We start from the raw sequence: 25,283 nt of genomic DNA, 5'->3' as shown, positions 1-25,283 counted from the left end.
CGCCCCTTCCGCCGTGCTGCCGCCGTGCTACTTCAGGGCCAGCAGCAGGGTGTCCGAGGGTGAGCACCACACCGGCCTGACCTCGGCGAAGCCCTTCTCGCGCAGGGTCCGGGCGTGCCACTGCGCCGAAGGCGCGTCCCCCTCGGCGTGCTCGCCGTAGATCTCGTGGCGGCGGGCGGTGGGGCCCGCGAGGACCGGGTCCCGGGCGGCGAGCTGCCACCACTGCGCCCAGTCGAGGACGCCCTGCCGCTTGGCCTGATCCATGCGGGCGTGGCGCCGGGCCCGCTCCGCCGCGTTGATCCGGGGCGTCGTCTCGTCGATCATGTGGTCCGCGTTCATCAGGACGCCGCCGTCGCGGAGGAGTTCCGCGAGTTGTCCGTAGAGGTCCGCGAGGGGTTCCCGGTGCAGCCAGTGCAGGGCCGTCGCGGTCAGGACGGCGTCGTAGGCCTCGTGGGGCAGTCGTGCCGGCCAGCCGGGGTCCTTGAGGTCGGCGGTGACGAGGGTGACCCGGTCGTCGCCGGCGAAGGTGCCTTCGGCGATGGCGAGGAGCGCCGGGTCCAGGTCGACGCCCGTGCTGGTGGCGTCGGGGAACCGGTCGAGCAGCCGGGCGGTGATGCTCCCCGTGCCGCAGGCGAGGTCCAGAACGCGCGGGGCGGTGCCCACGAGGGCCTCCACCATGTCGAGCATGATCGCGAACCGCTCCTCGCGGTCGGGCATGTACCACTCCTGCTGGCGGTCCCAGCTGCGTTGCCAGGCCTGCCAGTCGGCGGCCGGCGTGGTGGTGTCCGCGTCCGTCGTCGAGCCCCTCCGTCGTAATACCCTGGAAGCACCATCAGCTCTTACCCGTGCGTTGACGACGATAAAGCCCCTCCGTAAGGACTACAAGTGGAACTGGCCTATTACTCGGACTACGCCGTGCGTCTCGTCAACACCGAGGAGCCGGTCCGGGGCAAGGACGCCCTGACGTCGGTCGAGGCCGTTCGCGACCTGTTCGGCACCAGCCGGTCGGCGGCCCGGCGCGCCACGGAGGCCGACGTCACGCGGTTCCGCTCGATCCGGGCCCGGCTGCGCGCCGTCTTCGAGGCCGCCGACACCGGCGACGAGACGCTCGCCGTCGACCTGCTCAACTCCCTGCTGCTGGAGTTCCCGGTCAGCCCCCAGATCTCCGGGCACGACTTCCGCGACGACGACGGCCGCCCCCTGTGGCACATGCACCTGGCGGACCACCCGTCCAACGCGACGGCCGGCTACGCGGCGATCGCCGCGATGGGCCTGGCCTTCCACCTCACCGAGTACGGCGTGGACCGCCTCGGCCTGTGCGAGGCCGCCCCCTGCCGCAACGCCTACCTGGACACCTCCACCAACCGCTCCCGGCGCTACTGCTCCGACCGCTGCGCGACGCGCGCCAACGTGGCGGCCTACCGGGCCCGCAAGCGCCTGGAGACGGCCCGGCCCGACCTGCCCGAGACGGGCCTGGCCGCGGACAGCACCCAGCCGAGCAGCGCCCAGGGCGAGCGCCGCCCGGGCTTGAGCGGCCGGTAGCGGAACCGGACCCGGCCGAGCACCAGGTCGTCGGGCACCACGCCGTAGTCGGTGCTGTCGCCGCCGGCGCGGGCGTTGTCGCCGAGCACCCACCAGCCGTCACCGCGGCGCTGGGCGGCCCGCTTCACCACGAGCAGGTCCTGCTGGAAGGGGTGGCGCAGCACGACGACGTCACCGGTCCTGATCCGGGCGCCGTAGTGCACCAGGAGGCGGTCGCCGTGGTACAGCGTGGGCACCATGGACGGACCCGTGACCTCGGCGATCCCGAAGGGCGGGGCCGTTCCTCCGCGTTCGGAATCGTGCGACAGCTCCGGCATCACCCGGCACCTCCCCGGTTCTTTCCTCCACCAGTCTCAGTCTCACCCCGGACTTTTGTCCTAAGCCCCAGGGGGCACCCGCGAAAACCCCTCCGTCACGGAGTAATGTCCCCTGTGAGAAGACGATCACGAGGAAGGAATGCTCCATGCTTTCCCGCCTGTTTGCACCCAAGGTCAAGGTCAGCGCGCACTGCGACCTTCCCTGCGGTGTCTACGACCCCGCCCAGGCCCGCATCGAGGCGGAGTCGGTCAAGGCCGTCCAGGAGAAGATGGCCGGAAACGACGACCCGCACTTCCAGGCCCGCGCCACCGTCATCAAGGAGCAGCGCGCGGAGCTTGCCAAGCACCACGTCTCGGTGCTCTGGAGCGACTACTTCAAGCCCCCGCACTTCGAGAAGTACCCGGAGCTGCACCAGCTGGTCAACGACACCCTGAAGGCCCTCTCGGCCGCCAAGGCGTCGACCGACCCGGCCACCGGCCAGAAGGCGCTGGACTACATCGCGCAGATCGACAAGATCTTCTGGGAGACCAAGAAGGCCTGATCGCCGCGTGCGGTGAAGGGGCCCGGCCGGATCGGCGGCCGGGCCCCTTCGTCGTACACGCGGTCTCACGCGGCCGAGCCGACCTTGGCCGGCCGTTCGCCGTGGAGGGCGGCCTCGTGCACGTCGTTGACGTTGTGCGCGTTCACCGGGCTGCGGCGCGAGACGACCACCATGCCGGCGGCGAGCGCGGCGCCCGCGAGCCCCACGGCGGCCGTACCGAGGTCGCCGCCGAGGCGGACGACCACGGCGGCCAGCGCGCCGATCAGGCCGGCCGCGGGCAGGGTGACCGCCCACGCCACCACCATGCGGCCCGCCACGCCCCAGCGGATCTCCGCGGCCCGGCGGCCGAGCCCCGCGCCGAGGATGCTGCCCGAGGCCACCTGCGTGGTGGACAGGGCGAAGCCGAGGTGGGCGGAGGTGAGGATGACGGCCGTGGACGCGGTCTCCGCCGCGAAGCCCTGGGGTGAGCGGATCTCCGTCAGGCCCTTGCCCAGGGTGCGGATGATGCGCCAGCCGCCGAGGTAGGTGCCGAGCCCCATGGCCAGGCCCGCGGAGGCGACCACCCACAGGGGCGGCCCGGCGTCCGCGCCGAGCGCGCCTGCGGAGACGAGGGTGAGGGTGATGACGCCCATGGTCTTCTGCGCGTCGTTCGTGCCGTGGGCGAGCGAGACCAGCGAGGCGGAGGCGATCTGGCCGGCGCGGAAGCCCTTGGCCACGGTCTCCCGGCGGGCCCGGCGGGAGAGCCGGTAGGCGAGGCCGGTGGCCAGCAGCGCCGCCACTCCCGCCACGAGCGGTGAGGCCACCGCCGGCACCAGGACCTTCTCGACGACCTTGCCGGCGTGCACGCCCTGGCTGCCCGCTCCCGCCCACACCGCGCCGATCAGCCCCCCGAACAGGGCATGGGAGGAACTGGACGGCAGCCCGAGGAGCCAGGTCAGCAGGTTCCACAGGATGGCGCCGACCAGCCCCGCGAAGATCATGCCCGGGGTGACCAGGCCGTCGTCCACGATGCCGCCCGAGATGGTCCGGGCGACCTCGGTCGACAGGAACGCACCGGCGACGTTGAGGACTCCGCTGATCAGGACCGCCGTCCGGGGAGCGAGCGCGCCGGTGGCGATGGAGGTGGCCATCGCGTTCGCCGTGTCGTGGAAACCGTTGGTGAAGTCGAAGACGAGTGCCGTGACGATCACGGCCGCCACGAGGAACGTGATGTGGTCCATTGCAGTATGCAAACAAGTCCGGGCCGACGGGCGGGACCGGCGAGGCGGAGCGGGCGCAAGGTTCACGCAGGTGGCCGTGGCGGGCCCTCTACGATCGCGCCCATGACGATCCGCTGGACCTACGCCTTCATCGACCGCCCGCGCCCCGGCTTCGGCGCCGCCTGCGCCTTCTGGACGGCGGTCACGGACACCCGGCTGTCCGAACTGCGCGGTGAGCAACAGGAGTTCGTCACCCTGCTCCCGGACGGCGGCGCCGACGCCTGCGTGAAGGTGCAGGCGGTGGGGCCCGGGCCGGGCGGCGCCCATCCGGACTTCTGCGTGGACGACGTGGCGGAGTTCGCCGCCGCGGCGGTCCGGCTCGGCGCGAGCGTGGTGACGGATCTCGGCTCGCTCGTCGTACTGCGCTCACCGGGCGGCCAGTTGTTCTGCGCGGACCCGTGGCGCGGCCAGGCGGCACGGCCGGGCGTGGTGCGGGGCAGCCGCCTCGACCAGGTGTGCGTGGACGTCCCGCCGTCGGCGTACGGCGCCGAAGTCGCCTTCTGGAGCGCGCTGCTGGCCGGCTGGGAGTCGCGGCCCGGGTCCCTGCCCGAGTTCCATGTGATCGAGCCGCCGTCCGGCCTGCCGGTCCGTCTGCTGCTGCAACGCCTCGACGAGGAGCGGCCGGTCTCCGCCCACCTCGACCTCGCCTGCGCGGACCCGGCCGGGACCAGGGCGCGGCACGAGACCCTCGGAGCCGCTTTCGTGGCCGCCTTCCCCGGCTGGACGGTGATGCGCGACCCTGCGGGCGGCCTGTACTGCCTGACCTCCCGCGACCCGGCGACGGGCGGCGTGCGGGCCGCGTCCGCGGAGACGGCCTGACGCTCGGGGCGAGCGCGAGCGGTGTGCGCGCGGGAGGCGAGCGTGCCCCCGGCGGGCGGAGGGGCAGGGCGGAGGTCTCCCCCGGGCTCGGTCTCCTGCCGGACGTGCGGCCCGCCCGCTACCGCCGCGTCCCGCGCCTATACGGCCAGCGCCCATACGGTCAGCGCCCACAGCGGCCGGTGAGCCCACGGGTGGCACACCAGCCGCCCGCTCGGGACCTGGGTCGGCGGGCTCGGGACGAGCCGGGCTGGACCGGGCGGTCGTGCTCCAGGACGCCGTGCGGAGGTCTCCTGGGCCACCGCCCCGGGTGTGGTCGTTCCGGGCGGCGCGGCTCAGGGTCACATGGTTGGGGGTGGGGTGTTTCCGCTAGAGCCGCTTCCGGGCGGCGCCGCCCCGGGCGGGGCGGTCGTCGTGGCTGTGGGGGACCCGGCCGGGTGTGGCTCGGGCGCCGGGAGGACCGCCGCGGTGTCCGCGTCCCCGGCCTCCCGGGCCGCGCAGTCCGGATTGCGGCAGGGGCCCGCCACCCACCGCGGGACCCATGTGCCCAGCGTCTTGTGCCGCCGGACGACCGTCTCCACTGGCTGTCCGCAGGTGGGACAGACGTGCTCGTCGCTGCTGCCCATGTCCTCAGCGTAGGCCGGTCCGGGTGCGGGCGCTCCCTGCCGGCCGTGTGCGTTCGGACCTGCGCTCCCGCGACCGCTCGCCGAGGCCGGCGTGAGGCGTCCCGCCCACGGCAGGCCAGAGGCGGGGAGGCTCGGTGCCCGGGTTCCGAGCCGGGCTCGGTGCCCGGGTTCGAAGCAGGGCTCGGTGCCCGGGTTCGAAGCAGGGCTCGGCTTCGGGATCCGGGCTAGACCGTGCCCGACGCCGGTTCGCGCCACATCGGCCACATCTGCGGGCCGTCGGGGAGTTGCAGGGCCGGGCCGCAGGATGCGAACCCGAGGCGCTCGTACAGCTTGCGACTGCGCGCGCTGCTCGCCTCCAGGTACGCCCCGGTCCCCTCGCGGTCGCAGCGGTCCAGGACCGACTCGATGAGCGCGGTGCCGAGCCCCTCGCCCTGCCGGCCGGGTGCGACGCCGATCATCCACAGGTACTCGTGGGCACGCCCCGAGGGATGGATGTCCGCGGTGAGCCGGCCGATCAGCTCGATACGCTCGTTGTCCGGGTCGACGGCCTGCCGCACCTGGGCCGGCCCGTCGTCCTCGGCGGCGTCGTCCTGGTGCGGATCGCCTTCGGGCAAGGACAGCCACAGCGCGCAGGCCGATCCGTCCTCCATCACGTCGATACGGCCCGCCTCGAACACGATGTCGGTGAAGGCGGCCATGAGTCCGGGGTGGTGCGCGCGGCGGTCCCGCACGTCGGGGAAGACCCAGCCGCTCACGGGGTCGTCCTGGAACGCCTCGTCCAGCAGACGGACGATCAGGTCCCTGTCCTCTTCGCCCGCCGTCCGGATCGCCACACCCATGTTCCGCCCCTTCGCTCGTCCGATCGGCGTTGATCGTAGGGGGGGTCGGGGATCTCCGGCGCGAGCAGCGGGAGAGCTTGGCGTGAATCAGTCGAACACGTGCCCTGTCTTGCGTGCGTGACACGCGTAAGGAGCGGGCCCCGCACACCGTGGGGCAGTGCGGGACCCGCGGACCGGAGGCCGGTGACCGTGCGGGGTCAGGAGCCGCACGGCCCCGGCACCCCGGGGTCTTGCCCTTCGGTCGCCCGAAGGTCGTCAGGTGCTGCCGGCGGCCGCTTCCCGCCGACCGCCGACCCGTGACCGCCGACGGGCGTCGGCCGTCAACTGCTGCGCCGCGTCACGAACTCGGCGAGGGCCAGCAGCCCGCCCGCCGCCTCCGGATCCGGCACCGCACGGGAGAGCTGCTGCATCGCCCGGGCCATACGGTCGGCCGCCTGGATCTGTGCCCAGTCCCGGCCGCCCGCACGCTCGACAGTGGCAGCGATGTGGTCGAGGTCCTCCTTCTCGCTGGGCCGTGCGTACAGTTCGGCCAGTTCGGCGGAGGCCGGGGTGCCGGAGACGAAGGCCGCGACAACGGGCAGGGACTTCTTGCGGGCGGCCAGATCCGCGCCGACGGGCTTGCCGGTGCGGCGCGGATCGCCCCATATGCCGATGATGTCGTCGATGAGCTGGAAGGCGAGCCCGGCCTCCCGGCCGAACGCGTCCAGTGCCGCCACTTCGTCGTCGGAGGCGCCCGCGTAGAGACCGCCGATGGCGCAGGCACTGCCGAGCAGCGCGCCCGTCTTGGCCTCCGCCATGGTGAGCACCTCGGCGAGCGTGACCTCGCCGGGGACGCTGCCCTCCAGGGCCGTGTCCGCGTGCTGTCCCGCGCACAGTTCGATGACGCAGTCGGCGAGCCGCGCGGCGGCCGCCCGGGCGACCGGGTGCGGGTCCTCGGCCAGCAGCCTCAGTGCCAGCGCATGCAGGGCGTCACCGGCCAGGATCGCGTCCGCGTCGCCGAACACGCTCCAGGCGGTGGGCCGGTGGCGCCGGGTGGCGTCCCGGTCCATCACGTCGTCGTGCAGCAGTGTGAAGTTGTGGACCAGTTCCACCGCGGCTGCTGCCGCGGTCGCTCCGGCCCGCGCCTCGGGTCCGCCGAGGGCGGACGCCGCGGCGAGGACCAGGGCGGGACGGATGGCCTTGCCGGAAGCGCCGTCGGCCGGGCTGCCGTCGGCCTGCTCCCAGCCGAAGTGGTAGAGCGCGACCCGGCGCATCGGTGCGGGCAGTGTGCCGAGCGCGGCCCGCAGCACCGGGTCGACCTCCGCGCGAGCGCGCTCCAGCAGCGTCACCGCTTCGTGCTCCTCGGCCGGTGGGGGCCGGCCGTCCCGCTGTGTCCCGATCGGCCCTCGCCCGTCCGGCGTCCCGGCCGGGGTCCGGGACGCGGTGCCGAGCCGCCCGCCGGGGGCGGGCAGCGCCGGTTCCGTCCTGGACTCCGTGAGGGAATCACCCATGGGACCGCCTCGGAAGGTGAGCGGACGGTGAGGGCCGCGCTGCCGCTGCGCGCGTACCCCCAGGGTGTACCCGCCCGGGCGGGTGGGGACACGGGCGGTGCACCGGGAGGGTCACCGCCAGCGGCCGATCTCGACGTTCTCCAGGACGCCGAGCGCGTCGGGAACCAGCACCGCGGCCGAGTAGTAGGCCGTGACCAGGTACTTGATGATGGCCTGTTCGTTGATGCCCATGAAGCGCACGGACAGGCTCGGCTCGATCTCGTCCGGGATGCCGGAGGCCCGCAGGCCGATGACGCCCTGGTCCGCCTCGCCGGTACGCAGGGCGATGATCGAGGTCGTCCGTGCCTCGGTGACCGGGATCTTGTTGCACGGGAAGATCGGCACGCCGCGCCAGGTGGGGATGCGGTTGCCGGCCATGTCGATGGTCTCGGGCACGAGTCCCCGCTTGTTGAGCTCGCGGCCGAACGCGGCGATGGCCCGGGGGTGTGCGAGCAGCAGCTTGGTGCCGCGGCGCCGGCTGAGCAGCTCGTCCAGGTCGTCCGGGCTGGGGACGCCGTCGTGCGGCTGGATCCGCTGGTCGTACTCGCAGTTGTGCAGCAGACCGAAGTCCCGGTTGTTGATGAGCTCGTGCTCCTGGCGCTCCTTGAGCGCCTCGACCGTCAGCCGGATCTGCTGCTCGGTCTGGTTCATGGGCTGGTTGTACAGGTCGGCCACGCGCGTGTGGATGCGCAGGACGGTCTGGGCGACGCTCAGTTCGTACTCACGGGGCCGGGCCTCGTAGTCGACGAACGTGTGCGGGATGTCCGGCTCGCCCGAGTGGCCGGCGGCGAGGTCGATCTCCTTCTCGCCGTACTTGTTGGAGCGCTGCGAGGGGATCGAGCGGATCTGCCGGAGGTGCTCGCGCAGGGTGTCCGAGCGCTCCGCGATCTGCTGGAACTCCGCGCGGGGCAGGACCAGGACGGTGCAGGCGGTGAGCGCGCGGGCCGTGTACTCCCAGATCGCGTCCTCGTCGAGCAGCGCGTCCTCGCCGAAGTAGGCGCCGTCGGCGATGATGCCGAGCGACTCGTCGTCGCCGTAGGGGCCGGTGCCGACCTTCTCGACCCGGCCGTGCGCCAGCAGGTACACCTCGTCGGACGGGCCGCCGAACGAGGTGATCACCTCGCCCGCCGCGAATTCCCGCTGCTCGCAGCGGCGGGCGATCTCGAAGAGGACCTCCTCGTCCTCGTAGGACCGCAGCGCCGGCAGTTCGCCCAGCTCGGCGGGGATGATCTCGACACGGTCGCCGGTCTTGACGAACGTCAGCCGGCCGTCGCCCACGGCGAACGTGAGCCGCCGGTTCACCCGGTACGTACCGCCCTGGATGTCGACCCAGGGCAGCATGCGCAGCAGCCAGCGCGAGCTGATCTCCTGCATCTGCGGCACGGACTTGGTGGTGGTGGCCAGGTTCCGCGCGGCCGCCGTGCCGAGACTCTGCTGCGGCTTGGTCTGCTCCGTGCGGACCTCTTCGCCTACCGACATAAAGAACTGCCTCCCCGGTTGTGACCGACGCGCCTATGCCTCGGGCATCGCTGTGCAGGAGCAAGCCTTCCTCACGCAGCGTGTCAGTGCTATTACACGAAAGAGCGGGAATGGATCTTCACCGTGATGGGCAGGGAGCCGCTTCCGGCGTCTGACGTTCGAAAACGCCGATGTCGCGGCCTGCCTCCCTGCCGGTGGGGGTGGGCGGCCGGAACCGGCCGGGGCGACGGGAGCCCGCAGGAGCGGCCGGTTGGCGCCCGCGGGTGTTCGTGGACGCCGCCTGCCGATCGACGGTCGGCGGCCGTCGTCGGCGCGGCCCGCGGGACCGCCACCCCCGGGTGACAATGGCGCGGTGACCAGCCCCGACACCCCGGACCTTGCCTCACTGCGCCCCCGGCTCCCCTCGCCGGTGCAGGAGGTGGTGGACGGCCGCTTCGAGCAGCGGGGCGTGCGGTTGCTGCTGAAGCGGGACGACCTGATACATCCGGAGCTGATCGGCAACAAGTGGCGCAAGCTGGCGCCGAACCTCGCGGCGGCGGCCGGCCGGACCGTCGTCACGTTCGGCGGGGCCTGGTCCAACCACCTGCGCGCCACGGCAGCGGCCGGCCGGCTGCTCGGCGTCCCCACGGTGGGTGTCGTACGCGGCGACGAACTGGCGACCCGGCCCCTGAACCCCTCCCTGGCGCGCTGCGCGGCCGACGGGATGCGGCTGCACTTCGTCGACCGGTCGACGTACCGCCGCAAGACCGAGCCCGAGACCCTGGCCGCCGTCCTGCGCTCGGCACGGGCCGAGGAGGCGTACGTCGTACCCGAGGGCGGCAGCAACGCGCAGGCCGTGCGCGGCTGCCGGGACCTGGGTGCCGAGCTGCGCGGCGAGGCCGGCACCGTCGCCGTGGCCTGCGGGACGGGAGGGACTCTGGCGGGTCTGGCCGCCGGTCTCGCCCCCGGGCAGCGGGCTCTGGGCGTACCGGTGCTCAAGGGCGGCTTCCTGAACAAGGAGACCGAGGTCCTGCAGCACCGGGCCTTCGGCGGCCCGCGCGGCACCTGGACCCTGGACGACCGTTTCCACTTCGGCGGCTACGCGCGCGTGCCCGCCGGGCTGGACGCCTTCGCGGCCGACTTCGAGCAGCGCCACGGCCTGCCCGTCGAACGGCTCTACGTCGCCAAGCTGCTGTACGGGCTCGTCGCCCTGGCGGAGGAGGGCGCCTTCCCGCGCGGGACGGCGGTTGCGGCCGTGATCACGGGCCGCCCGTTCCCGTGACGGACGGAGCAGCGGCCCGGCCCGGCAGCCGTGCCCCCCGGGCCGGGCCCGGGGCGGGCCGCTTTCCCACCCCTCCCGGCGGCAGGGCGCTCCCCCGTCACCGGGGCACTCCCCCGTCACCGGGCAGTGCCGCCCGGCCGGGCCGTCAGGCGGCCTCGCGGAAGGCTGCCGCCTCCTCCAGGTCCAGCCTGCGCAGCAGGGTCCGCAGCATCTCGTCGTCGATGTAGCGGCCGTCGCGCAGCTTGACGAACACCTCGCGCTCGGCGCCGATCATCTCCCGCGACAGCCGCCGGTACGTGTCGTCGACGGACTCCCCGGTGATCGGGTTGGCCTGCCCGAGCCGTTCCCAGACGGCGTTGCGGCGGCGTTCCAGGACCGTGCGCAGCCGCTCGGCGAGCGGGCCCGGCAGGGCGTTGCGCTCGTCGGTGAGGAGTTCGTCCAGCCGTCGCTCGGCGGCCCGGGAGGCCTGCGCCTGGGCGTTGGCCTCGGCGAGCGTCTCGGCCTGGACGTCGCGCCCGGGGAACTTCAGCAGGCGGATCAGCGGGGGCAGCGTCAGGCCCTGCACGACGAGGGTGCCGATGACGGTGGTGAAGGTGAGGAAGAGGATCAGGTTGCGCTGCGGGAAGGGCTCGTCGCCGTCGGGCAGCGTGAGCGGGATGGAGAAGGCGATGGCCAGGGACACCACGCCCCGCATCCCGGCCCAGCCGATCACGAACGGCCCCTTCCAGGTGAGTTTCTCCTCGCGTTCGCGGATCCTGGCCGACAGCAGCCGCGGCAGGAAGGCGGACGGGTACACCCACACGAACCGGGCCGCGACCACCACCAGGAAGATCGCGACGGCGTACCAGGCGGCCTCGGTGCCCTCGTACTCCCCGAGCCCTCTGAGGACGATCGGCAGTTGCAGGCCGATCAGTGCGAACACCGCCGACTCCAGGACGAAGGCGACCATCTTCCAGACGGCGTCCTCCTGGAGGCGGGTGGCGAAGTCGACCTCCCACGCGCGGTGCCCGAGGTAGAGCGCGACGACCACGACCGCGAGGACGCCGGAGGCGTGCACCTGCTCGGCGACGGCGTAGGCGACGAACGGGGTGAGCAGGGACAGGGTGTTCTGCAGCAGGGCCTCCTTCACGTGCGTGCGCAGCCAGTGGATGGGCGCCATCAGCAGGAGGCCGACCACGACACCGCCCACGGCGGCGAGCAGGAACTCGGCGATGCCCCCGGCCCAGGTGGCGCCCTCGCCGACGGCGGCCGCGAGGGCGACCCGGTAGGCGGTGATGGCGGTGGCGTCGTTCAGCAGGGACTCGCCCTGGAGGATCGTGGTGATCCGGGAGGGCAGCCCCACCCGGCGGGCCACCGCCGTCGCCGCGACCGCGTCCGGCGGCGCGACGACCGCGCCGAAGACCAGCGCCGCCGTCAGCGGCATGTCCGGCACGATCACGTACAGGGCCCAGCCGACGACGAACGTCGCGAACAGCACGTACCCGACGGACAGCATCGCCACCGGCCGCAACTGCGCCCGCAGGTCGAGGTAGGAGCTGTCGCTGGCGGCCGTGTGCAGCAGCGGGGGCAGGATGAGCGGCAGCACGATGTGGGGGTCGAGCGTGTAGTCGGGCACCCCCGGGACGTAGCTGACCGCCAGTCCCGCCGCCACCAGCAGCAGCGGCGCCGGCACCGGTGTGCGCCGCGCGGCCGCGGCGATCGCGGCACTGCCCGCCACCAGAAGCAGCAGTGGCATCACGTCCATCGTTCTCGCCCGCCCTCTTTTTCGACGCGGTCTTCTGCTCGACCGTCGTAACCTGGCAATCATGAAACAGTGCACGCACGCCGACGCGCTGCCGCACCCCGAACCGGGTCCGCTCACCGAGACCTGTCCGGAGTGCCTGGCGGAGGGCACGGATCCGGTGCAGCTGCGGCTGTGCCTCAGCTGTGGTCACGTCGGCTGCTGCGACTCCTCACCGGGGCGGCACGCGGCGCGGCACCACGACGAGTCCGGTCACCCCGTGATGCGGACGCACGAGCCCGGTGAGACCTGGCGGTGGTGCTTCGTCGACCATGTTCTGGTGTGACGCCGCAGGACCCCGCCGCCGGACGGTTCGACCGTCTGACGTCTGGGTACGTCAACCCGGCGCGCGCTCTTCCCATTTGAGCCCGCCCGACCCCTAGACACGGAGCGTGTCCGCAGGTTTACTGTGAGTGACGGCAAGGGGTTGGGGTCCCGGGGACAGGACCGTTGAGAGCGCGATAGCGTCACCGCTGAACCACGTAACGCGTTGATTCCGGGGGGCGACCCTCGGCCCTATAACGCTTGTACCACCATGGAGGTGAGGGTGTCCCAGATCGCAGGCGAGCCCGCGACCCAGGACTTCGTGGAAGTCCGGCTGCCGGCCGCGGGTGCCTACCTGTCGGTGCTGCGTACGGCCACGGCCGGTCTCGCGGCCCGTTTGGACTTCACCCTCGACGAGATCGAGGACCTGCGCATCGCGGTGGACGAGGCCTGCGCGATCCTGCTGCAGCAGGCCGTGCCCGGCTCGGTGCTCAGTTGCGTCTTCCGCCTCGTCGACGACTCACTCGAGGTCACCGTCTCGGCGCCGACCACGGACGGGCACGCCCCTTCACGGGACACCTTCGCCTGGACCGTTCTGTCCGCTCTCGCGGGCAAGGTCTCCTCCGCCGTGGACGAGGACAGAACCGTTTCGATCAGCCTCTACAAACAGCGCGGCGCGGGACCCGGGCCGGCGTGAGGAACGGGGACGGGCCGGTGCGGGACGAAGAGCGCAGCACACGAGAGCTGCCGGCCGAGGGCGCGGGCACGAGCGGTCCGAGCGGGGCCCGGCGCATGGCGGACGGTATCGACGGCATTCCCGAGCAGGCCCGCCCGCACCCGGAGGACGACGCCGCGGGGGCCGTCCTCCCGGGTGGGGCGAGGCCGGAACGGGACGGCGCCGTACGGAGCGCGCCTCCGGGCGGGGAGGCCACCGCAGCCCCGGCCCCAGGGGGCTCCGCAACCCGCGAGAGGTCGAGGGCGGCGGAGGAGGCGAGGGCTCGGGGAAGGGCGACGGGCGGGACGATGAGCGAGCACGAGCGACACTCCGAGGACGAGACGCCGAACGCGCACCGCGCCCAGGGCGCGCAGCACGCCTCCCCGGACCGCAGCGGGGCGCGCGAGATGTTCCTCAAGCTGCGCACCTTGAGCAGCGGCAGCCCCGAGTACGCGGAGCTGCGCAATCAGCTGGTCCGCATGCACCTGCCGCTGGTGGAGCATCTGGCCCGCCGCTTCCGCAACAGGGGGGAGCCGCTGGACGACCTCACCCAGGTCGCGACGATCGGCCTGATCAAGTCGGTCGACCGTTTCGACCCGGACCGCGGGGTGGAGTTCTCCACGTACGCGACCCCGACGGTCGTCGGCGAGATCAAGCGGCACTTCCGCGACAAGGGCTGGGCGGTGCGTGTTCCGCGCCGGCTGCAGGAGCTGCGCCTGTCGCTGACGACCGCCACGGCCGAGCTGTCGCAGCTGCACGGCCGCTCCCCCACCGTCCACGAGCTCGCCGAGAAGCTGGCGATCTCGGAGGAGGAGGTCCTGGAGGGCCTGGAGTCGGCCAACGCGTACTCCACGCTGTCCCTGGACGTCCCCGACACCGACGACGAGTCGCCGGCGGTGGCGGACACCCTCGGCGCGGAGGACGAGGCGCTGGAGGGCGTCGAGTACCGGGAGTCCCTCAAGCCGCTGCTGGAGGACCTCCCGCCGCGCGAGAAGCGGATCCTGCTGCTGCGCTTCTTCGGCAACATGACCCAGTCGCAGATCGCGCAGGAGGTCGGCATCTCCCAGATGCACGTGTCCCGGCTGCTGGCGCGCACCCTGGCCCAGCTGCGGGAGAAGCTCCTCGTCGAGGAGTGACGGCTACTTCTCGCCGGTGTTGCCGGGCCCGCGGATCCCGAGGGCCCGGGTCGTCTCGGGGTTCACCAGCAGCACGAGCGCCGCGACGGCGACGACGGCCAGGGCGATGCCGCCCGGGATGGCCATGCTGTCGGCCTGCAGCAGGTTGTAGGCCACCGGCAGCGCGAGGAGCTGCGTGATGACGGCCGGTCCGCGGCTCCAGCTGCGGCGGGCCAGCAGTCCGCGGGCCGCGAGCAGCGGCAGCAGCGCGAGCACGACCAGGGTGATCCCGCCGGTCACGGCCTGCTGCCTGTCGTCCGGGTGCCCGCTCAGCCCGAGGACGAGGATCCAGACGCCGCCGACGACCAGCGCGAGCCCTTCCAGCGCCGCGAGCAGCGCGGCGTACGTCAGACGCCTGGGACGGGGGCCGGCGGTTTCGTCGGTGGTGGGGGTCTGCTCACTGCTCACCCCTGAAGGGTAGCCCTCGCCGCACACGCCCCCCGTGGCCAGGTTCACCTCCGCTGTCCCACCTGATCCCCACCTCGGTCTGGGCCAGGTACCCCCCAGTAGGTACGCTGCCAGTCATGCGTGCACTTCTCGTGGTCAATCCGGCGGCAACCACCACAAGTGCGCGCACACGCGACGTACTGATCCACGCGCTCGCCAGCGAGATGAAGCTGGAAGCGGTCACCACCGAGTACCGCGGCCACGCCCGTGACCTGGGGCGGCATGCCGCGGAGAGCGACGACATCGACCTGGTGGTGGCCCTCGGCGGCGACGGCACGGTCAACGAGGTGGTCAACGGCCTCCTCCACGCCGGCCCGAACCCCGGGCACCTGCCCGGTCTCGCCGTGGTCCCGGGCGGTTCCACGAACGTCTTCGCCCGCGCCCTGGGGCTGCCGAACGACGCCGTGGAGGCCACGGGCGTCCTGCTGGACGCCCTGCGCGAGGGCAGGGAGCGGACGGTCGGCCTCGGCCTGACCTCGGGCACGGCCGGCACGGGGGACGAGTCGGTGCCGTCCCGCTGGTTCACCTTCAACGCCGGGCTCGGCTTCGACGCCGGCGTGGTGGGGCGGGTGGAGCAGCACCGCGAACGGGGCCGCAAGTCCACGCACGCGCTGTACGTGCGCCAGGTGGTGCGCCAGCTCCTCGGCGAGCCGAACCGCCGGCACGGGACGATCACGCTGGAGCGGGCCGGCGAGGAGCCGATCACCGATCTGGTGCTGTCCATAGCCTCGAACACCTCACCGTGGACGTTTCTGGGGAATCGCCCGATCTACGCGGCGCCTAAGGCCTCGTTCGATACCGGCCTCGACGTCTTCGCCCTCAGCCGCCTCTCGACCGCGGCGGTTGCCCGGTATGGCACCCAGTTGCTCACTTCGTCCCCCGAGCGTGGCCCCCATGGGAAGCACGCCACTTCGCTGCACGACTTGACACAGTTCACCTTGCATTCGAAGGTCCCGCTCCCCCTCCAGATGGACGGTGACCACCTGGGGCTGCGAACCAGCGTGACGTTCACAGGCGTACGCCGTGCACTGCGTGTGATTGTGTGAGCAGAACTGGCTAAAGTCCTTTCACTCGAACGTTTAGGCCAGGATCCACCCCATGGAAGTACGGCTGTGACCTAGTCGACACCGAAGAATCAAAAAAAACTTTCCGGAAGGGGTTGTATCCGCCGCTGAGGTTTGCGAGTCTCTACGTGGCGATCGGGACGGCCCGCAGGATCGGCCTCCACTGATCACCAGAACCCCTCATCAACTCACAGGACCCACGCCAGGGAACCTGGCGGTCGGCCCTTCACTTGTTGAGGGATTCGTGAAAGCGTTCACATTCACAAGCACCTGCACGTAATACCAAGGAGAGGTAGCAGCCATGGACTGGCGTCACAACGCCGTTTGCCGCGAGGAAGACCCCGAGCTCTTCTTCCCCATCGGCAACACCGGTCCTGCGCTGCTGCAGATCGAGGAAGCCAAGGCCGTCTGCCGTCGCTGCCCGGTGATCGAGCAGTGTCTGCAGTGGGCGCTCGAGTCCGGCCAGGACTCCGGCGTCTGGGGTGGTCTCAGCGAGGACGAGCGCCGCGCCATGAAGCGCCGCGCCGCTCGCAACCGGGCTCGTCAGGCCTCCGCCTGACAACCCACCCCTGCTGACAGCCTGAGCTTGGCGGCGCGTACACCGCGTACGCATCTCCCGCCCCCGAGCCGCAGCGCGCAGTTCCCCCGATGCGCTTAGTCAAGCGACAACGAGCTTTAGCCCCGGGCCGATTGACGGCCCGGGGCTCAATGCTTTTCCGAGCACTGCACGGGGTCGCGGCGCTCGTCTTCGTCGGACTCCGGCGACTGCGGCTCCCTGCGAGGGGGCCGGCTTCAAGGGCTCAGCATGCTGCGGATCGGTCTGTCGTGGCCGGAGCTGTCGTGGCCGGAGCCGGCGCGGCTCGGTCTGTCGCAGGGAGCCCCCGCGCGGGTCACTTGTCGGCGCGGACAGGGATGTCCAGGATCACCCGGGTTCCGTGCTCCGGGGCCGGGACCATGTCGAAGGTGCCGCCCAACTCGCCTTCCACCAGTGTGCGCACGATCTGCAGGCCCAGGTTGCCGGCCGTGTGGGGGTCGAACCCCTCCGGCAGTCCCACGCCGTCGTCCTGGACGGTGACCAGCAGCCGGGCCTCCTTCGTGGTGCCGCCGCGGACCGCCGACACCTCGACCGTGCCGGTGTCGCCCTCGCGGAAGCCGTGCTCCAGCGCGTTCTGCAGCACCTCGGTCAGCACCATCGACAGCGGCGTGGCGACCTCGGCGTCGAGGATGCCGAAGCGTCCGGTGCGCCGGCCGGTGACCTTGCCGGGGGAGATCTCCGCGACCATCGCGAGGACGCGGTCGGCGATGTCGTCGAACTCCACGCGCTCGTCCAGGTTCTGGGAGAGCGTCTCGTGCACGATCGCGATCGAACCGACGCGCCGCACCGCTTCCTCCAGGGCTTCCCGCCCCCGGTCGGACTCGATGCGCCGGGCCTGCAGGCGGAGCAGGGCCGCGACGGTCTGGAGGTTGTTCTTGACCCGGTGGTGGATCTCCCGGATCGTCGCGTCCTTGGTGATCAACTCGCGTTCGCGCCGGCGCAGTTCGGTGACGTCGCGCAGCAGGACGAGGGAGCCGATGCGGGTGCCCTTGGGCTTGAGCGGGATCGCGCGGAACTGGATGACCCCGTCGCTGGCCTCGATCTCGAACTCGCGCGGCGCCCAGCCGCTGGCGACCTTGGCCAGCGCCTCGTCCACCGGCCCCCGGGTCGGGGCGAGTTCGGCGGTCGTCCTGCCGAGGTGCTGGCCGACGAGGTCGGAGGCGAGGCCGAGCCGGTGGTAGGCGGACAGCGCGTTCGGGGAGGCGTACTGGACGAGGCCGTCGGCGTCGAGGCGGATCAGGCCGTCGCCCACCCGGGGCGAGGCGTCCATGTCGAGCTGCTGGTTCGCGAACGGGAAGGAGCCCGCCGCGATCATCTGCGCGAGGTCCGAGGCGCTCTGCAGGTAGGTGAGTTCCAGGCGGCTCGGGGTGCGCACGGTGAGCAGGTTGGTGTTGCGGGCGATGACGCCGAGGACCCGGCCCTCCCGGCGTACCGGGATCGACTCGACCCGGACGGGGACCTCCTCGCGCCACTCGGGGTCTCCCTCGCGCACGATGCGGCCCTCGTCGAGAGCGGCGTCCAGCATGGGGCGGCGTCCGCGCGGGACGAGATGGCCGACCATGTCGTCCTGGTAGGAGGTCGGCCCGGTGTTGGGCCGCATCTGGGCGACCGACACGTACCGGGTGCCGTCGCTGGTGGGGACCCACAGGACCAGGTCGGCGAAGGAGAGGTCGGAGAGCAGCTGCCACTCCGAGACCAGCAGATGGAGCCACTCGAGGTCGGTGTCGTCGAGTGCGGTGTGCTGGCGTACGAGTTCGTTCATGGAGGGCACGGGTGCGAGCGTACCCGGCGGTTTGTACGGCCCTGAAACACCCGCGGGCCGCGGCGCCTGAGAGGGACCCTCAACCCTCCCGGCACCGCAGCCCGGAGCAACATCGGCCGTGGGGTGTGCGGTCCCGGTCGGCCGAAGGATGAGGAGCCGGGGCAGTCAGGGCAGAGAGCCTCGGATCCTCGTCCGTCCTCCTGTGCGGGGAGGACGGAGGCTGGCTGCGCGCTGCGACACGCGCTCTCGTCACGCATTGTGGACTAGACCACTTACGGGTGTCCATGCGTGGGAGGCTGTTCGTTGTTGCCTTTTTCTCCGACGTGCCGGACGCACCGGCGCCCAGCAGGCAGCCTAACCCGTGTGGGTTCCTGTGCGGGGCCAGACGGTCATGGCAATGTCGGCGACGGCTTCCAGTTCCTCCCGACTTGCCCCGTCCCGCGCCTGTTGTGACATGCCCTGGATCATGGCGCCGGTATGGCGGGCCAGGGCGGCGGCGTCGGTGTGCGCGGGCAGTGTCCCGGCGGCGACATCGGCGCCGATCCGCCGCTCGAACGCGGCGATGTTGGCGTTCCGGCGGGCACGCAGCGACTGCTCGACCTCCGGCGTGGAGCAGTTGGCGGCGGCGTGGACGACGAGGCAGCCGTGCGGCCGGCCCGGCTCGGTGTAAGCGGCCGCCGCCTCGCGCAGCGTGCGTTCCACCGCGGCGCGAGCAGTCGGCTCCTCCGCGAGAGCCCGGTCGGCGAAGGAGCCGTACCGCGCGCCATAGACCTGCACGACCTCGTCGAAGAGGGACCGCTTGTCGCCGAAGGCGGCATAGAGGCTCGGGGCACCGATGTCCATCACGCGAGTCAGGTCGGAGACGGAAGTGGCCTCGTAACCGTGCTCCCAGAACGCCAGAAGGGCCTTCTCCAGCGCCGTCTCGCGATCGAAGGACCGGGGGCGGCCGCGAGGCTTGCCCCTCGTGCGGCCGGGCGCCGCGGCGTCCGGAGCCGTGCGGCCCTCCTGCCTCGTCCGGCCCCTCCGCCCCTGAGGCCTCGCCGACCCCTTCGGCTCCTGCGGCGATCCCTGGTCGTCCACCATGGGGTGCATTTTATAGCGGGCACTAGAGAAATGTCTGCGGGTCGTTGTACGGTCATTTCTGTAGCGACCACTAGGGAAATGCGAAGGGGGAGCAGTCATGGGCGTGCTCACGGGCAGGACGGCACTGGTCACGGGAGCGAGCCGGGGAATCGGACGCGGCATCGCCGAGCGGCTGGCCCGCGACGGGGCGCGGGTCGCGGTGCACTACGGCAGGAACGAGGCGGCGGCGAAGGAGGCGGTCGCGGCGATCGAGGAGGAGGGCGGCTCGGCGTTCACCCTGGGTGCCGAACTGGGCGTGCCGGGGGACGCCGAGGCGCTGTGGGAGGAGTTCGACCGGCACGCGGACGGCCTGGACATCCTGGTGAACAACGCGGGCATCGGGAGCACCCGCCCCATCGGGCAACTGGAGGAGCGGGAGTACGACGCGGTCTTCGCGGTGAACGTGAAGGCACCGTTCTTCATCCTCAAGCACGGCATGGCCCGCCTGCGGGACGGTGGCCGCGTCGTCAACATCTCGTCGGGCCTGGCACGGACGGCCGTGATGCCGGACAACATGGCGTACGCGATGACCAAGGGCGCGCTGGACGTCCTCTCCCGTGACCTGTCCAAGGTGCTGGGACCTCGGGGCATCACGGTCAACTCGGTGGCCCCGGGGATCATCGAGACCGACAACACCGCCCCACTGCTGCGCAGCCCCGACGGACGCCGCCGGGCCGAGGCGATATCGGCACTGGGAGGCGTCGGCGAGCCGGCCGAGGTGGCGGACGTGGTGGCCTTCCTGGTCTCGGACGCCGGGCGCTGGGTGACGGGAAGCTGGGTGGACGTGACAGGGGGATCCCTGACGTAGCCGTGCGGCGCGGACCCCGGGCCCGCATGGCCGTTTCCCTGCCGGCAGCCTGCCCCGCACCGGGCGGGCGCCTCACGTCGCAGGGGCGTCCGGCACCCTGGGAGGGAGGCCCCAGCTCTGTTAGATTGGTCTAAACCACATGACCCTCCCCCGGGTCCCCTCCCAGTCGAGCCCCCCTCTCAGATCGGCAGGCCCAGCGTGGAAGTTGTCATCGTCCCGGACGCCAAGGCGGGCGGCGAGCTGATCGCCGAGGCCATGGCGCAGCTGCTCCGGCGCAAGCCCGACGCCCTGCTGGGCGTGGCCACCGGTTCGACGCCGCTGCCCGTGTACGAGGCCCTGGCCGGCAAGGTGCGCTCCGGTGCCGTGGACGTGACACGGGCGCGCATCGCCCAGCTCGACGAGTACGTGGGGCTGCCCGCCGACCATCCGGAGTCCTACCGCTCGGTGCTGCGGCGTGAGGTGCTGGAGCCCCTCGGGATCGGCATGGACAAGTTCACCGGCCCGGACGGTACGGCGGACGACGTCCAGGGGGCGTGCGAGGCCTACGACAAGGCCCTCGCGGAGGCCGGCGGTGTGGACCTCCAGTTGCTCGGAATCGGGACCGACGGGCACATAGGGTTCAACGAGCCGTGCTCGTCGCTGGCCTCACGGACCCGCATCAAGACGCTGACCGAGCAGACCCGGATCGACAACGCGCGCTTCTTCGACGGGGACATCGACCAGGTCCCGCACCACGTGATCACGCAGGGCATCGGCACCATCCTGGAAGCCCGGCACCTGGTGCTGCTCGCGACGGGTGAGGGCAAGGCCGACGCGGTCGCGGCGACGGTGGAAGGGCCGGTCGCGGCGGTGTGCCCGGCCTCGGCGCTGCAGCTCCACTCGCACGCGACCGTGGTCGTCGACGAGGCCGCGGCGTCGAAGCTCAAGCTGGCGGACTACTTCCGCCACACGTACGCCAACAAGCCGGATTGGCAGGGAATCTGAGGCGAGGCCCTGGCAGCCCGCTTTCCTCTGCACCAACCCCTGCCGCTCGGCCTGCGCGACCGCTGACCCCCTCCACGGCCCGGACGGGTCTCAGGCCTCCGCCACCTCGTCGTCGCCCGGCTCGTCCTGGGCGCGCCAGCCGGCCATCCACAGGGGCATGAGCCAGTGCACGACCAGGACGGCGACGAGCAGGGGCGCGGCGTAGGCCTTGGGCGCGTCGCCGTTCAGTCCGCCGCCGATCAGCAGGGCGGCCGCACCGGCGATCAGGAGCAGGGTCGTCGCGCGGTGGGCCAGGGCCAGCACGCGGGTGCGCTCTGCGGACTGGCGCTCGTCCAGGGCGCGTTCGCGCAGTTCCAGCAGGCCACGGGTGGCGGTGTTGATCACGCCGGTGGTGACCATCCAGGGGAGGAGCAGAACCGCCGCCACGGCCACCGGCCACAGCGGCTCGCCCTCGGTGAGGAAGAAGACGGCCATCAGCCCGCCGATGACCGCGGTCAGGGTGATGTGCGTGGCGACGGCCAGGCGGCGGCGCACGGCGGTGGCGTACCAGGCCGCTCCTCGGCGGTCGTTCATCAGCCGCAGCATGGTCCGGTCGTAGCGGGTCAGGCGTGTCGTCGTCATGGCCGGTTCCGTCATGGCTGGTTCTTCCCGCAGACCTCGTCCGTGAGCGGCCGGAACGGTTCGAGGGAGAACAGGGCCTCGACCGGGAGCCCGAAGAACTTGGAGACCTTCAGCGCCAGGTCGAGGCTCGGGTTGTACTGCCCCCGCTCGATGTAGCCGATGGTCTGGTAGTGGGCTCCCACTGCCTCGGCCAGGCTCTGGCGCGACACCTTCCGTTCGGCGCGCACCACGGCCAACCTGTTGTGCACCTGCTCACTCATGTATAAGAACTACTACATCCGTGAGCAGCAGTGCAACCACTCGGATCGACGACGGCCCCCTGATCCGGGGACTTCTCTAGCGGCCGGTGGCTCCGGCGATCACCTCGGCCGCCGCCCGGCCGCAGACGCGGGCCGCACCGTGGGTCGCGATGTGCAGGGCGCCGCGCGGGGCGGCCTGGGGGACGCCCATCTCGACGACGACGGTGTCGGGGCGGGCCGACAGCAGGACGTCGAGGGCGCCGGCCATCCAGGGATGGCGGTGCTCGTCACGGACGACGGCGACGATGCGGCGCGTGCCGGCGGCCTGGAGAGCGGCCCGGCCCGCGTGGTGCCCGGCCTCTCCCCCGTCGGTGTCCTCGGCGGTGAAGCGGCCGGTGACGGTGCCGGGCAGGAGGTGGACGAGTTCGGCGGCGACGCCCCACGGTGTCTCGTCGCCGACGGCGATGTTGGCGACGGGGGTGAGGGCGGCGACGTAGGGGGGCTCGGTGAGGGGCTCGAAGGTCGCGGGGTCGCCGAGGCCGGGTGCGGCGGTCACCGTCAGGGCGCGGCGGGCGGCCTCCAGCCCGACCTCGGTGCCGTGGGTGCCGTCGGCCGAGCGGTCGGCGGTGCCGGTCCAGCGGGCCAGGGCGCGGACGCGTTCGGCCGCGTCGGCCAGGCGTTCCTCGGGGAGTTCGCCGGTGCGCACGGCGGAGACCAGGGCGTCGCGCAGCCGCAGGACGGTCGCGTCGTCGGCCAGTCCGCCGCCGACGCAGATCGCGTCGGCGCCCGCGGCGACGGCGAGGACGCTGCCGCGTTCGATGCCGTAGGTGCCGGCGATGGCGCGCATCTCCATGCCGTCGGTGACGATGAGGCCGTCGTAGCCGAGTTCGCCGCGGAGGAGGCCGGTGAGGATGCGGCGGGAGAGGGTGGCCGGGTGCTCGGGGTCGAGTGCCGGAACCAGGATGTGGGCGCTCATGACGGCCCGGCTGCCGGCGGCGATGGCGGCGCGGAAGGGGACCAGTTCGCGTTCGGCCAGGACCTCGGCGGAGACGTCGATGCGCGGCAGGGCGTGGTGGGAGTCGACGGCGGTGTCGCCGTGGCCCGGGAAGTGCTTGGTGCAGGCGGCGACGCCGGCGGACTGCAGGCCGGTGACGTAGGCGGCGGTGTGCCGGGCGGCCAGGGCCGTGTCGGCGCCGAAGGAGCGGACGCCGATGACCGGGTTGCGGGGGTCGGAGTTGACGTCGGCGGAGGGGGCCCAGTTGAGGTTGACGCCGCAGGCGGCGAGGCGGCGGCCCAGCTCGTGGGCGACCTGCCGGGTCAGCTCGACGTCGTCGACCGCGCCGAGGGCGTGGTTGCCGGGGAAGGAGGAGCCGCTGCGCACCTCCAGCCGGGTCACGTCGCCGCCTTCCTCGTCGATGGCGACGAGGACGTCGTCGCGCTCGGCCCGCAGCTGGGCGGTCAGGGCGGCGAGTTGGCCGGGGGAGGCGATGTTGCGGCCGAAGAGCCCGACGGAGGCGAGGCCTTCACCGAGCCGGCGCAGCAGCCAGTCGGGGGCGGTGGTGCCGGTGAAGCCGGGCTGCAGGACGGTCAGGGCGTCGCGGGTGAGCGTGTCGGTGCCGCTGGCGAGTGTCGTCATCGGGTGAGGTCATCCCTTCACGGCGCCCGCGGTCAGGCCCGCGGCCATCTTGCGCTGGACGAGGAGGAAGAGGGCGACGATCGGCACGGCCATCATCGTGGCTCCGGCCATCATCGGCGCGTATTCGGTGCCGTGCTTGGTGGTGAAGTTGCCGAGCCAGACGGTCGCGGTCTGGTTCTTCTGGCTGAGGAGCATCAGGGCGTAGAGGTACTCGTTCCAGGCCTGGATGAAACCGTAGACCGAGGTGGCGACCATGCCGGGGGCGAGGAGGGGGAAGACGACCCGCAGGAAGGCGCTGGTGCGGGAGCAGCCGTCGACCATGGCGGCCTCCTCCAGCTCCTTGGGGATGTTGACGATGAAGCCGCGCAGGGTCCAGACCGTGAAGGGCAGGACGAAGGTCAGGTAGGTGATGATGATGCCGGTGAGCCTGTCGTACTGGCCCAGGTCGTTCAGGAGCAGGAAGACCGGGATGATCATGGCGACCAGCGGGACCATCTGGACCGCGAGGATGCCGACGATCACGATCTTGCGGCCGCGGAAGGCGAAGCGGGAGATGGCGAGCGCGGCCAGCAGCCCGACGGCCATGCCGATGACGACGACCGCGAGGGACACCACGAGGCTGCGGCCCACCGGGCCCCAGAAGTCGGCGATGTCCAGTGCCCGGCCGAAGTTGTCGAAGGTCAGGCCGGTCGGCAGCAGGCTGGGGTCGGGGTCGATGGCGTCCTTGGCCGGCTTGAACGCCGTGTTGAGCATCCAGTAGAGGGGGAAGCCCGCGACGAGGAAGACCAGCAGGCCGAGGAGGTTCCAGCCGAGCCGCGGGTTCCTGCGGCGGCGGCGGGTTCCGGCGAGCGTGCTCATTCGACCTCTCCGATCTTCAGCATCTGCCGCATGTAGACGGCGACGACGCCGAGCAGCAGCAGGACGGTGATCAGCGCGATGGCCGAGCCCTGGGCGTAGTCGTTGACGACGAAGGCCCGGTCGTAGGAGTAGGTGTTGAGCACCTGGAACTCCGGCTCGGGGTGGCCGTTGCGCATGACGAACACCTGGGGGAAGACGCCCATGTCCCAGATGACCGACAGAGTCGTGAGCATCACGATGATCGGCTTCAGGACGGGCAGGGTGACGAAGCGGAAGACGCCCCAGGAACTGGCGCCGTCGAGCCGGGCGGCCTCCTCCAGTTCCTTCGGGACCTGGGTGAGGCCGGCGCTGAGGGTGATGACCACGAAGGGCACGGCGCCCCAGATGACCAGCAGCATGATCACGGCGAGACCCTCGGGCCCGCTGGCGAACCAGTTGTGGCCGATCATGTCGACGCCCGGCAGCTTGCTGAGCAGCGCGTTGAAGACGCCGTAATCGGAGTCGAAGAGCCACTTGAAGACGGTGGTCGCCACGATGACCGGCATGCCCCAGCTGGCCACCAGCACGATGTTGATGAGCACCTTCAGCCAGCCGGAGACCCGCTGCAGCAGCAGGGCGAGCGCCATGCCGATGACCATGGTGAAGACGACGGCGCCGGCCGCGAAGACGATCGTGCGCACGACGACGGCCCAGAACTCGCCGTCGCCCAGCACCTTGGCGAAGTTGTCGAAGCCGACCGACTCCGCGGGCTGGAAGCCCCACAGCTGGGACTGGCCGAACTTCTGGAAGGACAGGGTGACCAGGCGGGCCAGCGGATAGCCCATGACCAGGGCCAGGATGAGCAGGCAGGGCGCGAGCAGCAGCCAGGGAGCGGCGGCCCCGCCCGAGCTGCGCCGGCCGCGTGGGCGGCGCGCCTCGGGAGGCGGCGGTGGTACCTGCCGCGATGGCGGCACCTTGGCGGGAATGTGGGTGTCTGCGGCACTCATCGCGCGCTCCTCGGCGG

25 protein-coding genes and 1 pseudogene are annotated in these 25,283 nt (G+C 72.0%); 11 read left to right on the top strand and 15 right to left on the bottom strand.

Translation table 11 applies throughout. The annotated features are described in order from the left end of the window. Positions 1-27 precede the first annotated feature (27 nt). Entirely contained in the window at positions 28-861 is an 834-nt protein-coding gene (locus ACFYWG_RS19025; protein WP_389202774.1) for a class I SAM-dependent methyltransferase, read from the bottom strand. Positions 862-885: 24 nt separating this feature from the next. Between ACFYWG_RS19025 and ACFYWG_RS19020 the strand changes: the two genes are divergently transcribed. Next, complete coding sequence (locus ACFYWG_RS19020) at positions 886-1,542, top strand: CGNR zinc finger domain-containing protein (protein WP_389202355.1); 657 nt, start codon at positions 886-888, stop codon at positions 1,540-1,542. A gap of 65 nt (positions 1,543-1,607) precedes the next feature. Here ACFYWG_RS19020 and ACFYWG_RS19015 read toward each other — a convergent pair. Next, positions 1,608-1,781 (bottom strand): annotated as a pseudogene (locus ACFYWG_RS19015) (S24 family peptidase); the annotation flags it as partial. A 224-nt stretch (positions 1,782-2,005) separates the two neighbouring features. Here ACFYWG_RS19015 and sodN point away from each other — a divergent pair. Beyond that, the gene (sodN, locus tag ACFYWG_RS19010; protein ID WP_004983535.1) at positions 2,006-2,401 is read left to right on the top strand and encodes a superoxide dismutase, Ni; all 396 of its coding nucleotides are present in this window, start codon (positions 2,006-2,008) and stop codon (positions 2,399-2,401) included. Between the two features lie 65 nt (positions 2,402-2,466). Here sodN and ACFYWG_RS19005 read toward each other — a convergent pair whose 3' ends face one another. Beyond that, positions 2,467-3,621, bottom strand: a complete 1,155-nt coding sequence (locus tag ACFYWG_RS19005) for an anion permease (protein WP_385416591.1) — start codon at positions 3,619-3,621, stop codon at positions 2,467-2,469. A 102-nt stretch (positions 3,622-3,723) separates the two neighbouring features. Between ACFYWG_RS19005 and ACFYWG_RS19000 the strand changes: the two genes are divergently transcribed. Beyond that, positions 3,724-4,479, top strand: a complete 756-nt coding sequence (locus tag ACFYWG_RS19000) for a VOC family protein (protein WP_389202352.1) — start codon at positions 3,724-3,726, stop codon at positions 4,477-4,479. Between the two features lie 847 nt (positions 4,480-5,326). On the opposite strand, the gene ACFYWG_RS18995 is transcribed toward ACFYWG_RS19000, so the two are convergent. From ACFYWG_RS18995 to ACFYWG_RS18985, 3 genes are all read right to left on the bottom strand, one after another. Then, positions 5,327-5,941, bottom strand: a complete 615-nt coding sequence (locus ACFYWG_RS18995; RefSeq protein ID WP_389202350.1) for a GNAT family N-acetyltransferase — start codon at positions 5,939-5,941, stop codon at positions 5,327-5,329. Between the two features lie 320 nt (positions 5,942-6,261). Further along, positions 6,262-7,431, bottom strand: coding sequence for a family 2 encapsulin nanocompartment cargo protein polyprenyl transferase (locus ACFYWG_RS18990; protein WP_389202348.1), 1,170 nt, complete (start codon positions 7,429-7,431; stop codon positions 6,262-6,264). 111 nt (positions 7,432-7,542) lie between these two features. After that, complete coding sequence (locus ACFYWG_RS18985) at positions 7,543-8,949, bottom strand: family 2B encapsulin nanocompartment shell protein (protein WP_385416582.1); 1,407 nt, start codon at positions 8,947-8,949, stop codon at positions 7,543-7,545. 352 nt (positions 8,950-9,301) lie between these two features. Between ACFYWG_RS18985 and ACFYWG_RS18980 the strand changes: the two genes are divergently transcribed. Further along, positions 9,302-10,210: a 1-aminocyclopropane-1-carboxylate deaminase/D-cysteine desulfhydrase gene (locus ACFYWG_RS18980; protein WP_376328677.1), complete on the top strand. Its 909-nt coding sequence runs from the start codon at positions 9,302-9,304 to the stop codon at positions 10,208-10,210. A gap of 145 nt (positions 10,211-10,355) precedes the next feature. On the opposite strand, the gene ACFYWG_RS18975 is transcribed toward ACFYWG_RS18980, so the two are convergent. After that, on the bottom strand, positions 10,356-11,954 hold the full coding sequence (locus ACFYWG_RS18975) for a Na+/H+ antiporter (RefSeq protein ID WP_389202345.1): 1,599 nt from the start codon (positions 11,952-11,954) through the stop codon (positions 10,356-10,358). Positions 11,955-12,015: 61 nt separating this feature from the next. On the opposite strand from ACFYWG_RS18975, the gene ACFYWG_RS18970 reads away from it, so the two are divergent. From ACFYWG_RS18970 to ACFYWG_RS18960, 3 genes are all read left to right on the top strand, one after another. Then, positions 12,016-12,276 carry a UBP-type zinc finger domain-containing protein gene (locus tag ACFYWG_RS18970; RefSeq protein ID WP_376328682.1) on the top strand — a complete coding sequence of 87 codons (261 nt, stop codon included), beginning with the start codon at positions 12,016-12,018 and terminating at the stop codon, positions 12,274-12,276. Between the two features lie 261 nt (positions 12,277-12,537). Beyond that, a complete protein-coding gene (locus tag ACFYWG_RS18965) occupies positions 12,538-12,951 on the top strand; it encodes an anti-sigma factor (RefSeq protein ID WP_006136266.1) in 414 nt (137 codons plus the stop codon). 17 nt (positions 12,952-12,968) lie between these two features. Next, positions 12,969-14,105 carry a SigB/SigF/SigG family RNA polymerase sigma factor gene (locus ACFYWG_RS18960; RefSeq protein WP_376328686.1) on the top strand — a complete coding sequence of 379 codons (1,137 nt, stop codon included), beginning with the start codon at positions 12,969-12,971 and terminating at the stop codon, positions 14,103-14,105. A gap of 3 nt (positions 14,106-14,108) precedes the next feature. On the opposite strand, the gene ACFYWG_RS18955 is transcribed toward ACFYWG_RS18960, so the two are convergent. Further along, on the bottom strand, positions 14,109-14,552 hold the full coding sequence (locus ACFYWG_RS18955) for a hypothetical protein (RefSeq protein WP_383500975.1): 444 nt from the start codon (positions 14,550-14,552) through the stop codon (positions 14,109-14,111). 116 nt (positions 14,553-14,668) lie between these two features. On the opposite strand from ACFYWG_RS18955, the gene ACFYWG_RS18950 reads away from it, so the two are divergent. Both ACFYWG_RS18950 and ACFYWG_RS18945 read left to right on the top strand, forming a co-directional pair. Further along, positions 14,669-15,637: a diacylglycerol/lipid kinase family protein gene (locus ACFYWG_RS18950; RefSeq protein ID WP_376328690.1), complete on the top strand. Its 969-nt coding sequence runs from the start codon at positions 14,669-14,671 to the stop codon at positions 15,635-15,637. 319 nt (positions 15,638-15,956) lie between these two features. Further along, positions 15,957-16,214: a WhiB family transcriptional regulator gene (locus ACFYWG_RS18945; RefSeq protein ID WP_003992873.1), complete on the top strand. Its 258-nt coding sequence runs from the start codon at positions 15,957-15,959 to the stop codon at positions 16,212-16,214. A 331-nt stretch (positions 16,215-16,545) separates the two neighbouring features. Here ACFYWG_RS18945 and ACFYWG_RS18940 read toward each other — a convergent pair whose 3' ends face one another. Together ACFYWG_RS18940 and ACFYWG_RS18935 are read right to left on the bottom strand one after the other, a co-directional pair. Further along, the gene (locus ACFYWG_RS18940) at positions 16,546-18,012 is read right to left on the bottom strand and encodes a sensor histidine kinase (protein ID WP_383501105.1); all 1,467 of its coding nucleotides are present in this window, start codon (positions 18,010-18,012) and stop codon (positions 16,546-16,548) included. 354 nt (positions 18,013-18,366) lie between these two features. Beyond that, positions 18,367-19,095 carry a TetR/AcrR family transcriptional regulator gene (locus tag ACFYWG_RS18935; protein WP_389202341.1) on the bottom strand — a complete coding sequence of 243 codons (729 nt, stop codon included), beginning with the start codon at positions 19,093-19,095 and terminating at the stop codon, positions 18,367-18,369. 97 nt (positions 19,096-19,192) lie between these two features. Here ACFYWG_RS18935 and ACFYWG_RS18930 point away from each other — a divergent pair, with 97 nt between their 5' ends. Further along, the gene (locus ACFYWG_RS18930; protein ID WP_389202339.1) at positions 19,193-19,942 is read left to right on the top strand and encodes an SDR family NAD(P)-dependent oxidoreductase; all 750 of its coding nucleotides are present in this window, start codon (positions 19,193-19,195) and stop codon (positions 19,940-19,942) included. A 198-nt stretch (positions 19,943-20,140) separates the two neighbouring features. Next, positions 20,141-20,926, top strand: a complete 786-nt coding sequence (nagB, locus tag ACFYWG_RS18925) for a glucosamine-6-phosphate deaminase (RefSeq protein WP_389202337.1) — start codon at positions 20,141-20,143, stop codon at positions 20,924-20,926. Positions 20,927-21,016: 90 nt separating this feature from the next. Here the strand turns inward: nagB and ACFYWG_RS18920 are convergent, their stop codons facing one another. The 5 genes from ACFYWG_RS18920 to ACFYWG_RS18900 form a co-directional block, all read right to left on the bottom strand. Then, positions 21,017-21,547, bottom strand: a complete 531-nt coding sequence (locus tag ACFYWG_RS18920) for a hypothetical protein (RefSeq protein WP_383500966.1) — start codon at positions 21,545-21,547, stop codon at positions 21,017-21,019. A gap of 11 nt (positions 21,548-21,558) precedes the next feature. After that, the gene (locus tag ACFYWG_RS18915; RefSeq protein WP_389202334.1) at positions 21,559-21,807 is read right to left on the bottom strand and encodes a helix-turn-helix transcriptional regulator; all 249 of its coding nucleotides are present in this window, start codon (positions 21,805-21,807) and stop codon (positions 21,559-21,561) included. Positions 21,808-21,883: 76 nt separating this feature from the next. Further along, on the bottom strand, positions 21,884-23,422 hold the full coding sequence (locus ACFYWG_RS18910) for a glycoside hydrolase family 3 protein (RefSeq protein ID WP_389202332.1): 1,539 nt from the start codon (positions 23,420-23,422) through the stop codon (positions 21,884-21,886). 9 nt (positions 23,423-23,431) lie between these two features. Further along, positions 23,432-24,280, bottom strand: coding sequence for a carbohydrate ABC transporter permease (locus tag ACFYWG_RS18905; protein WP_376328703.1), 849 nt, complete (start codon positions 24,278-24,280; stop codon positions 23,432-23,434). Further along, positions 24,277-25,266, bottom strand: coding sequence for a carbohydrate ABC transporter permease (locus tag ACFYWG_RS18900; RefSeq protein ID WP_389202330.1), 990 nt, complete (start codon positions 25,264-25,266; stop codon positions 24,277-24,279). The genes ACFYWG_RS18905 and ACFYWG_RS18900 overlap by 4 nt, the downstream gene beginning before the upstream one ends. Positions 25,267-25,283: the final 17 nt, after the last annotated feature.

Source organism: Streptomyces sp. NPDC003456, from assembly GCF_042878735.1.
Classification (GTDB): domain Bacteria; phylum Actinomycetota; class Actinomycetes; order Streptomycetales; family Streptomycetaceae; genus Streptomyces.
The sequence above is the reverse complement of the archived record's forward strand: the minus strand, read 5'-3'. Positions and strand labels throughout refer to the sequence as shown.

Bases quoted from the DNA above. Each gene is read 5' to 3' on its own strand.
- ACFYWG_RS18910 (WP_389202332.1), bottom strand. From the start codon at position 23,422: ATGACGACACTCGCCAGCGGCACCGACACGCTCACCCGCGACGCCCTG.
- ACFYWG_RS18905 (WP_376328703.1), bottom strand. From the start codon at position 24,280: ATGAGCACGCTCGCCGGAACCCGCCGCCGCCGCAGGAACCCGCGGCTC.
- ACFYWG_RS18915 (WP_389202334.1), bottom strand. From the start codon at position 21,807: ATGAGTGAGCAGGTGCACAACAGGTTGGCCGTGGTGCGCGCCGAACGG.
- ACFYWG_RS18935 (WP_389202341.1), bottom strand. From the start codon at position 19,095: ATGGTGGACGACCAGGGATCGCCGCAGGAGCCGAAGGGGTCGGCGAGG.
- sodN (WP_004983535.1), top strand. From the start codon at position 2,006: ATGCTTTCCCGCCTGTTTGCACCCAAGGTCAAGGTCAGCGCGCACTGC.
- ACFYWG_RS18940 (WP_383501105.1), bottom strand. From the start codon at position 18,012: ATGAACGAACTCGTACGCCAGCACACCGCACTCGACGACACCGACCTC.
- ACFYWG_RS18945 (WP_003992873.1), top strand. From the start codon at position 15,957: ATGGACTGGCGTCACAACGCCGTTTGCCGCGAGGAAGACCCCGAGCTC.
- ACFYWG_RS19005 (WP_385416591.1), bottom strand. From the start codon at position 3,621: ATGGACCACATCACGTTCCTCGTGGCGGCCGTGATCGTCACGGCACTC.
- ACFYWG_RS19000 (WP_389202352.1), top strand. From the start codon at position 3,724: ATGACGATCCGCTGGACCTACGCCTTCATCGACCGCCCGCGCCCCGGC.
- ACFYWG_RS18970 (WP_376328682.1), top strand. From the start codon at position 12,016: ATGAAACAGTGCACGCACGCCGACGCGCTGCCGCACCCCGAACCGGGT.
- ACFYWG_RS18990 (WP_389202348.1), bottom strand. From the start codon at position 7,431: ATGGGTGATTCCCTCACGGAGTCCAGGACGGAACCGGCGCTGCCCGCC.
- ACFYWG_RS18930 (WP_389202339.1), top strand. From the start codon at position 19,193: ATGGGCGTGCTCACGGGCAGGACGGCACTGGTCACGGGAGCGAGCCGG.
- ACFYWG_RS18920 (WP_383500966.1), bottom strand. From the start codon at position 21,547: ATGACGACGACACGCCTGACCCGCTACGACCGGACCATGCTGCGGCTG.
- ACFYWG_RS18995 (WP_389202350.1), bottom strand. From the start codon at position 5,941: ATGGGTGTGGCGATCCGGACGGCGGGCGAAGAGGACAGGGACCTGATC.
- ACFYWG_RS18950 (WP_376328690.1), top strand. From the start codon at position 14,669: ATGCGTGCACTTCTCGTGGTCAATCCGGCGGCAACCACCACAAGTGCG.
- ACFYWG_RS18985 (WP_385416582.1), bottom strand. From the start codon at position 8,949: ATGTCGGTAGGCGAAGAGGTCCGCACGGAGCAGACCAAGCCGCAGCAG.
- ACFYWG_RS18975 (WP_389202345.1), bottom strand. From the start codon at position 11,954: ATGGACGTGATGCCACTGCTGCTTCTGGTGGCGGGCAGTGCCGCGATC.
- ACFYWG_RS18900 (WP_389202330.1), bottom strand. From the start codon at position 25,266: ATGAGTGCCGCAGACACCCACATTCCCGCCAAGGTGCCGCCATCGCGG.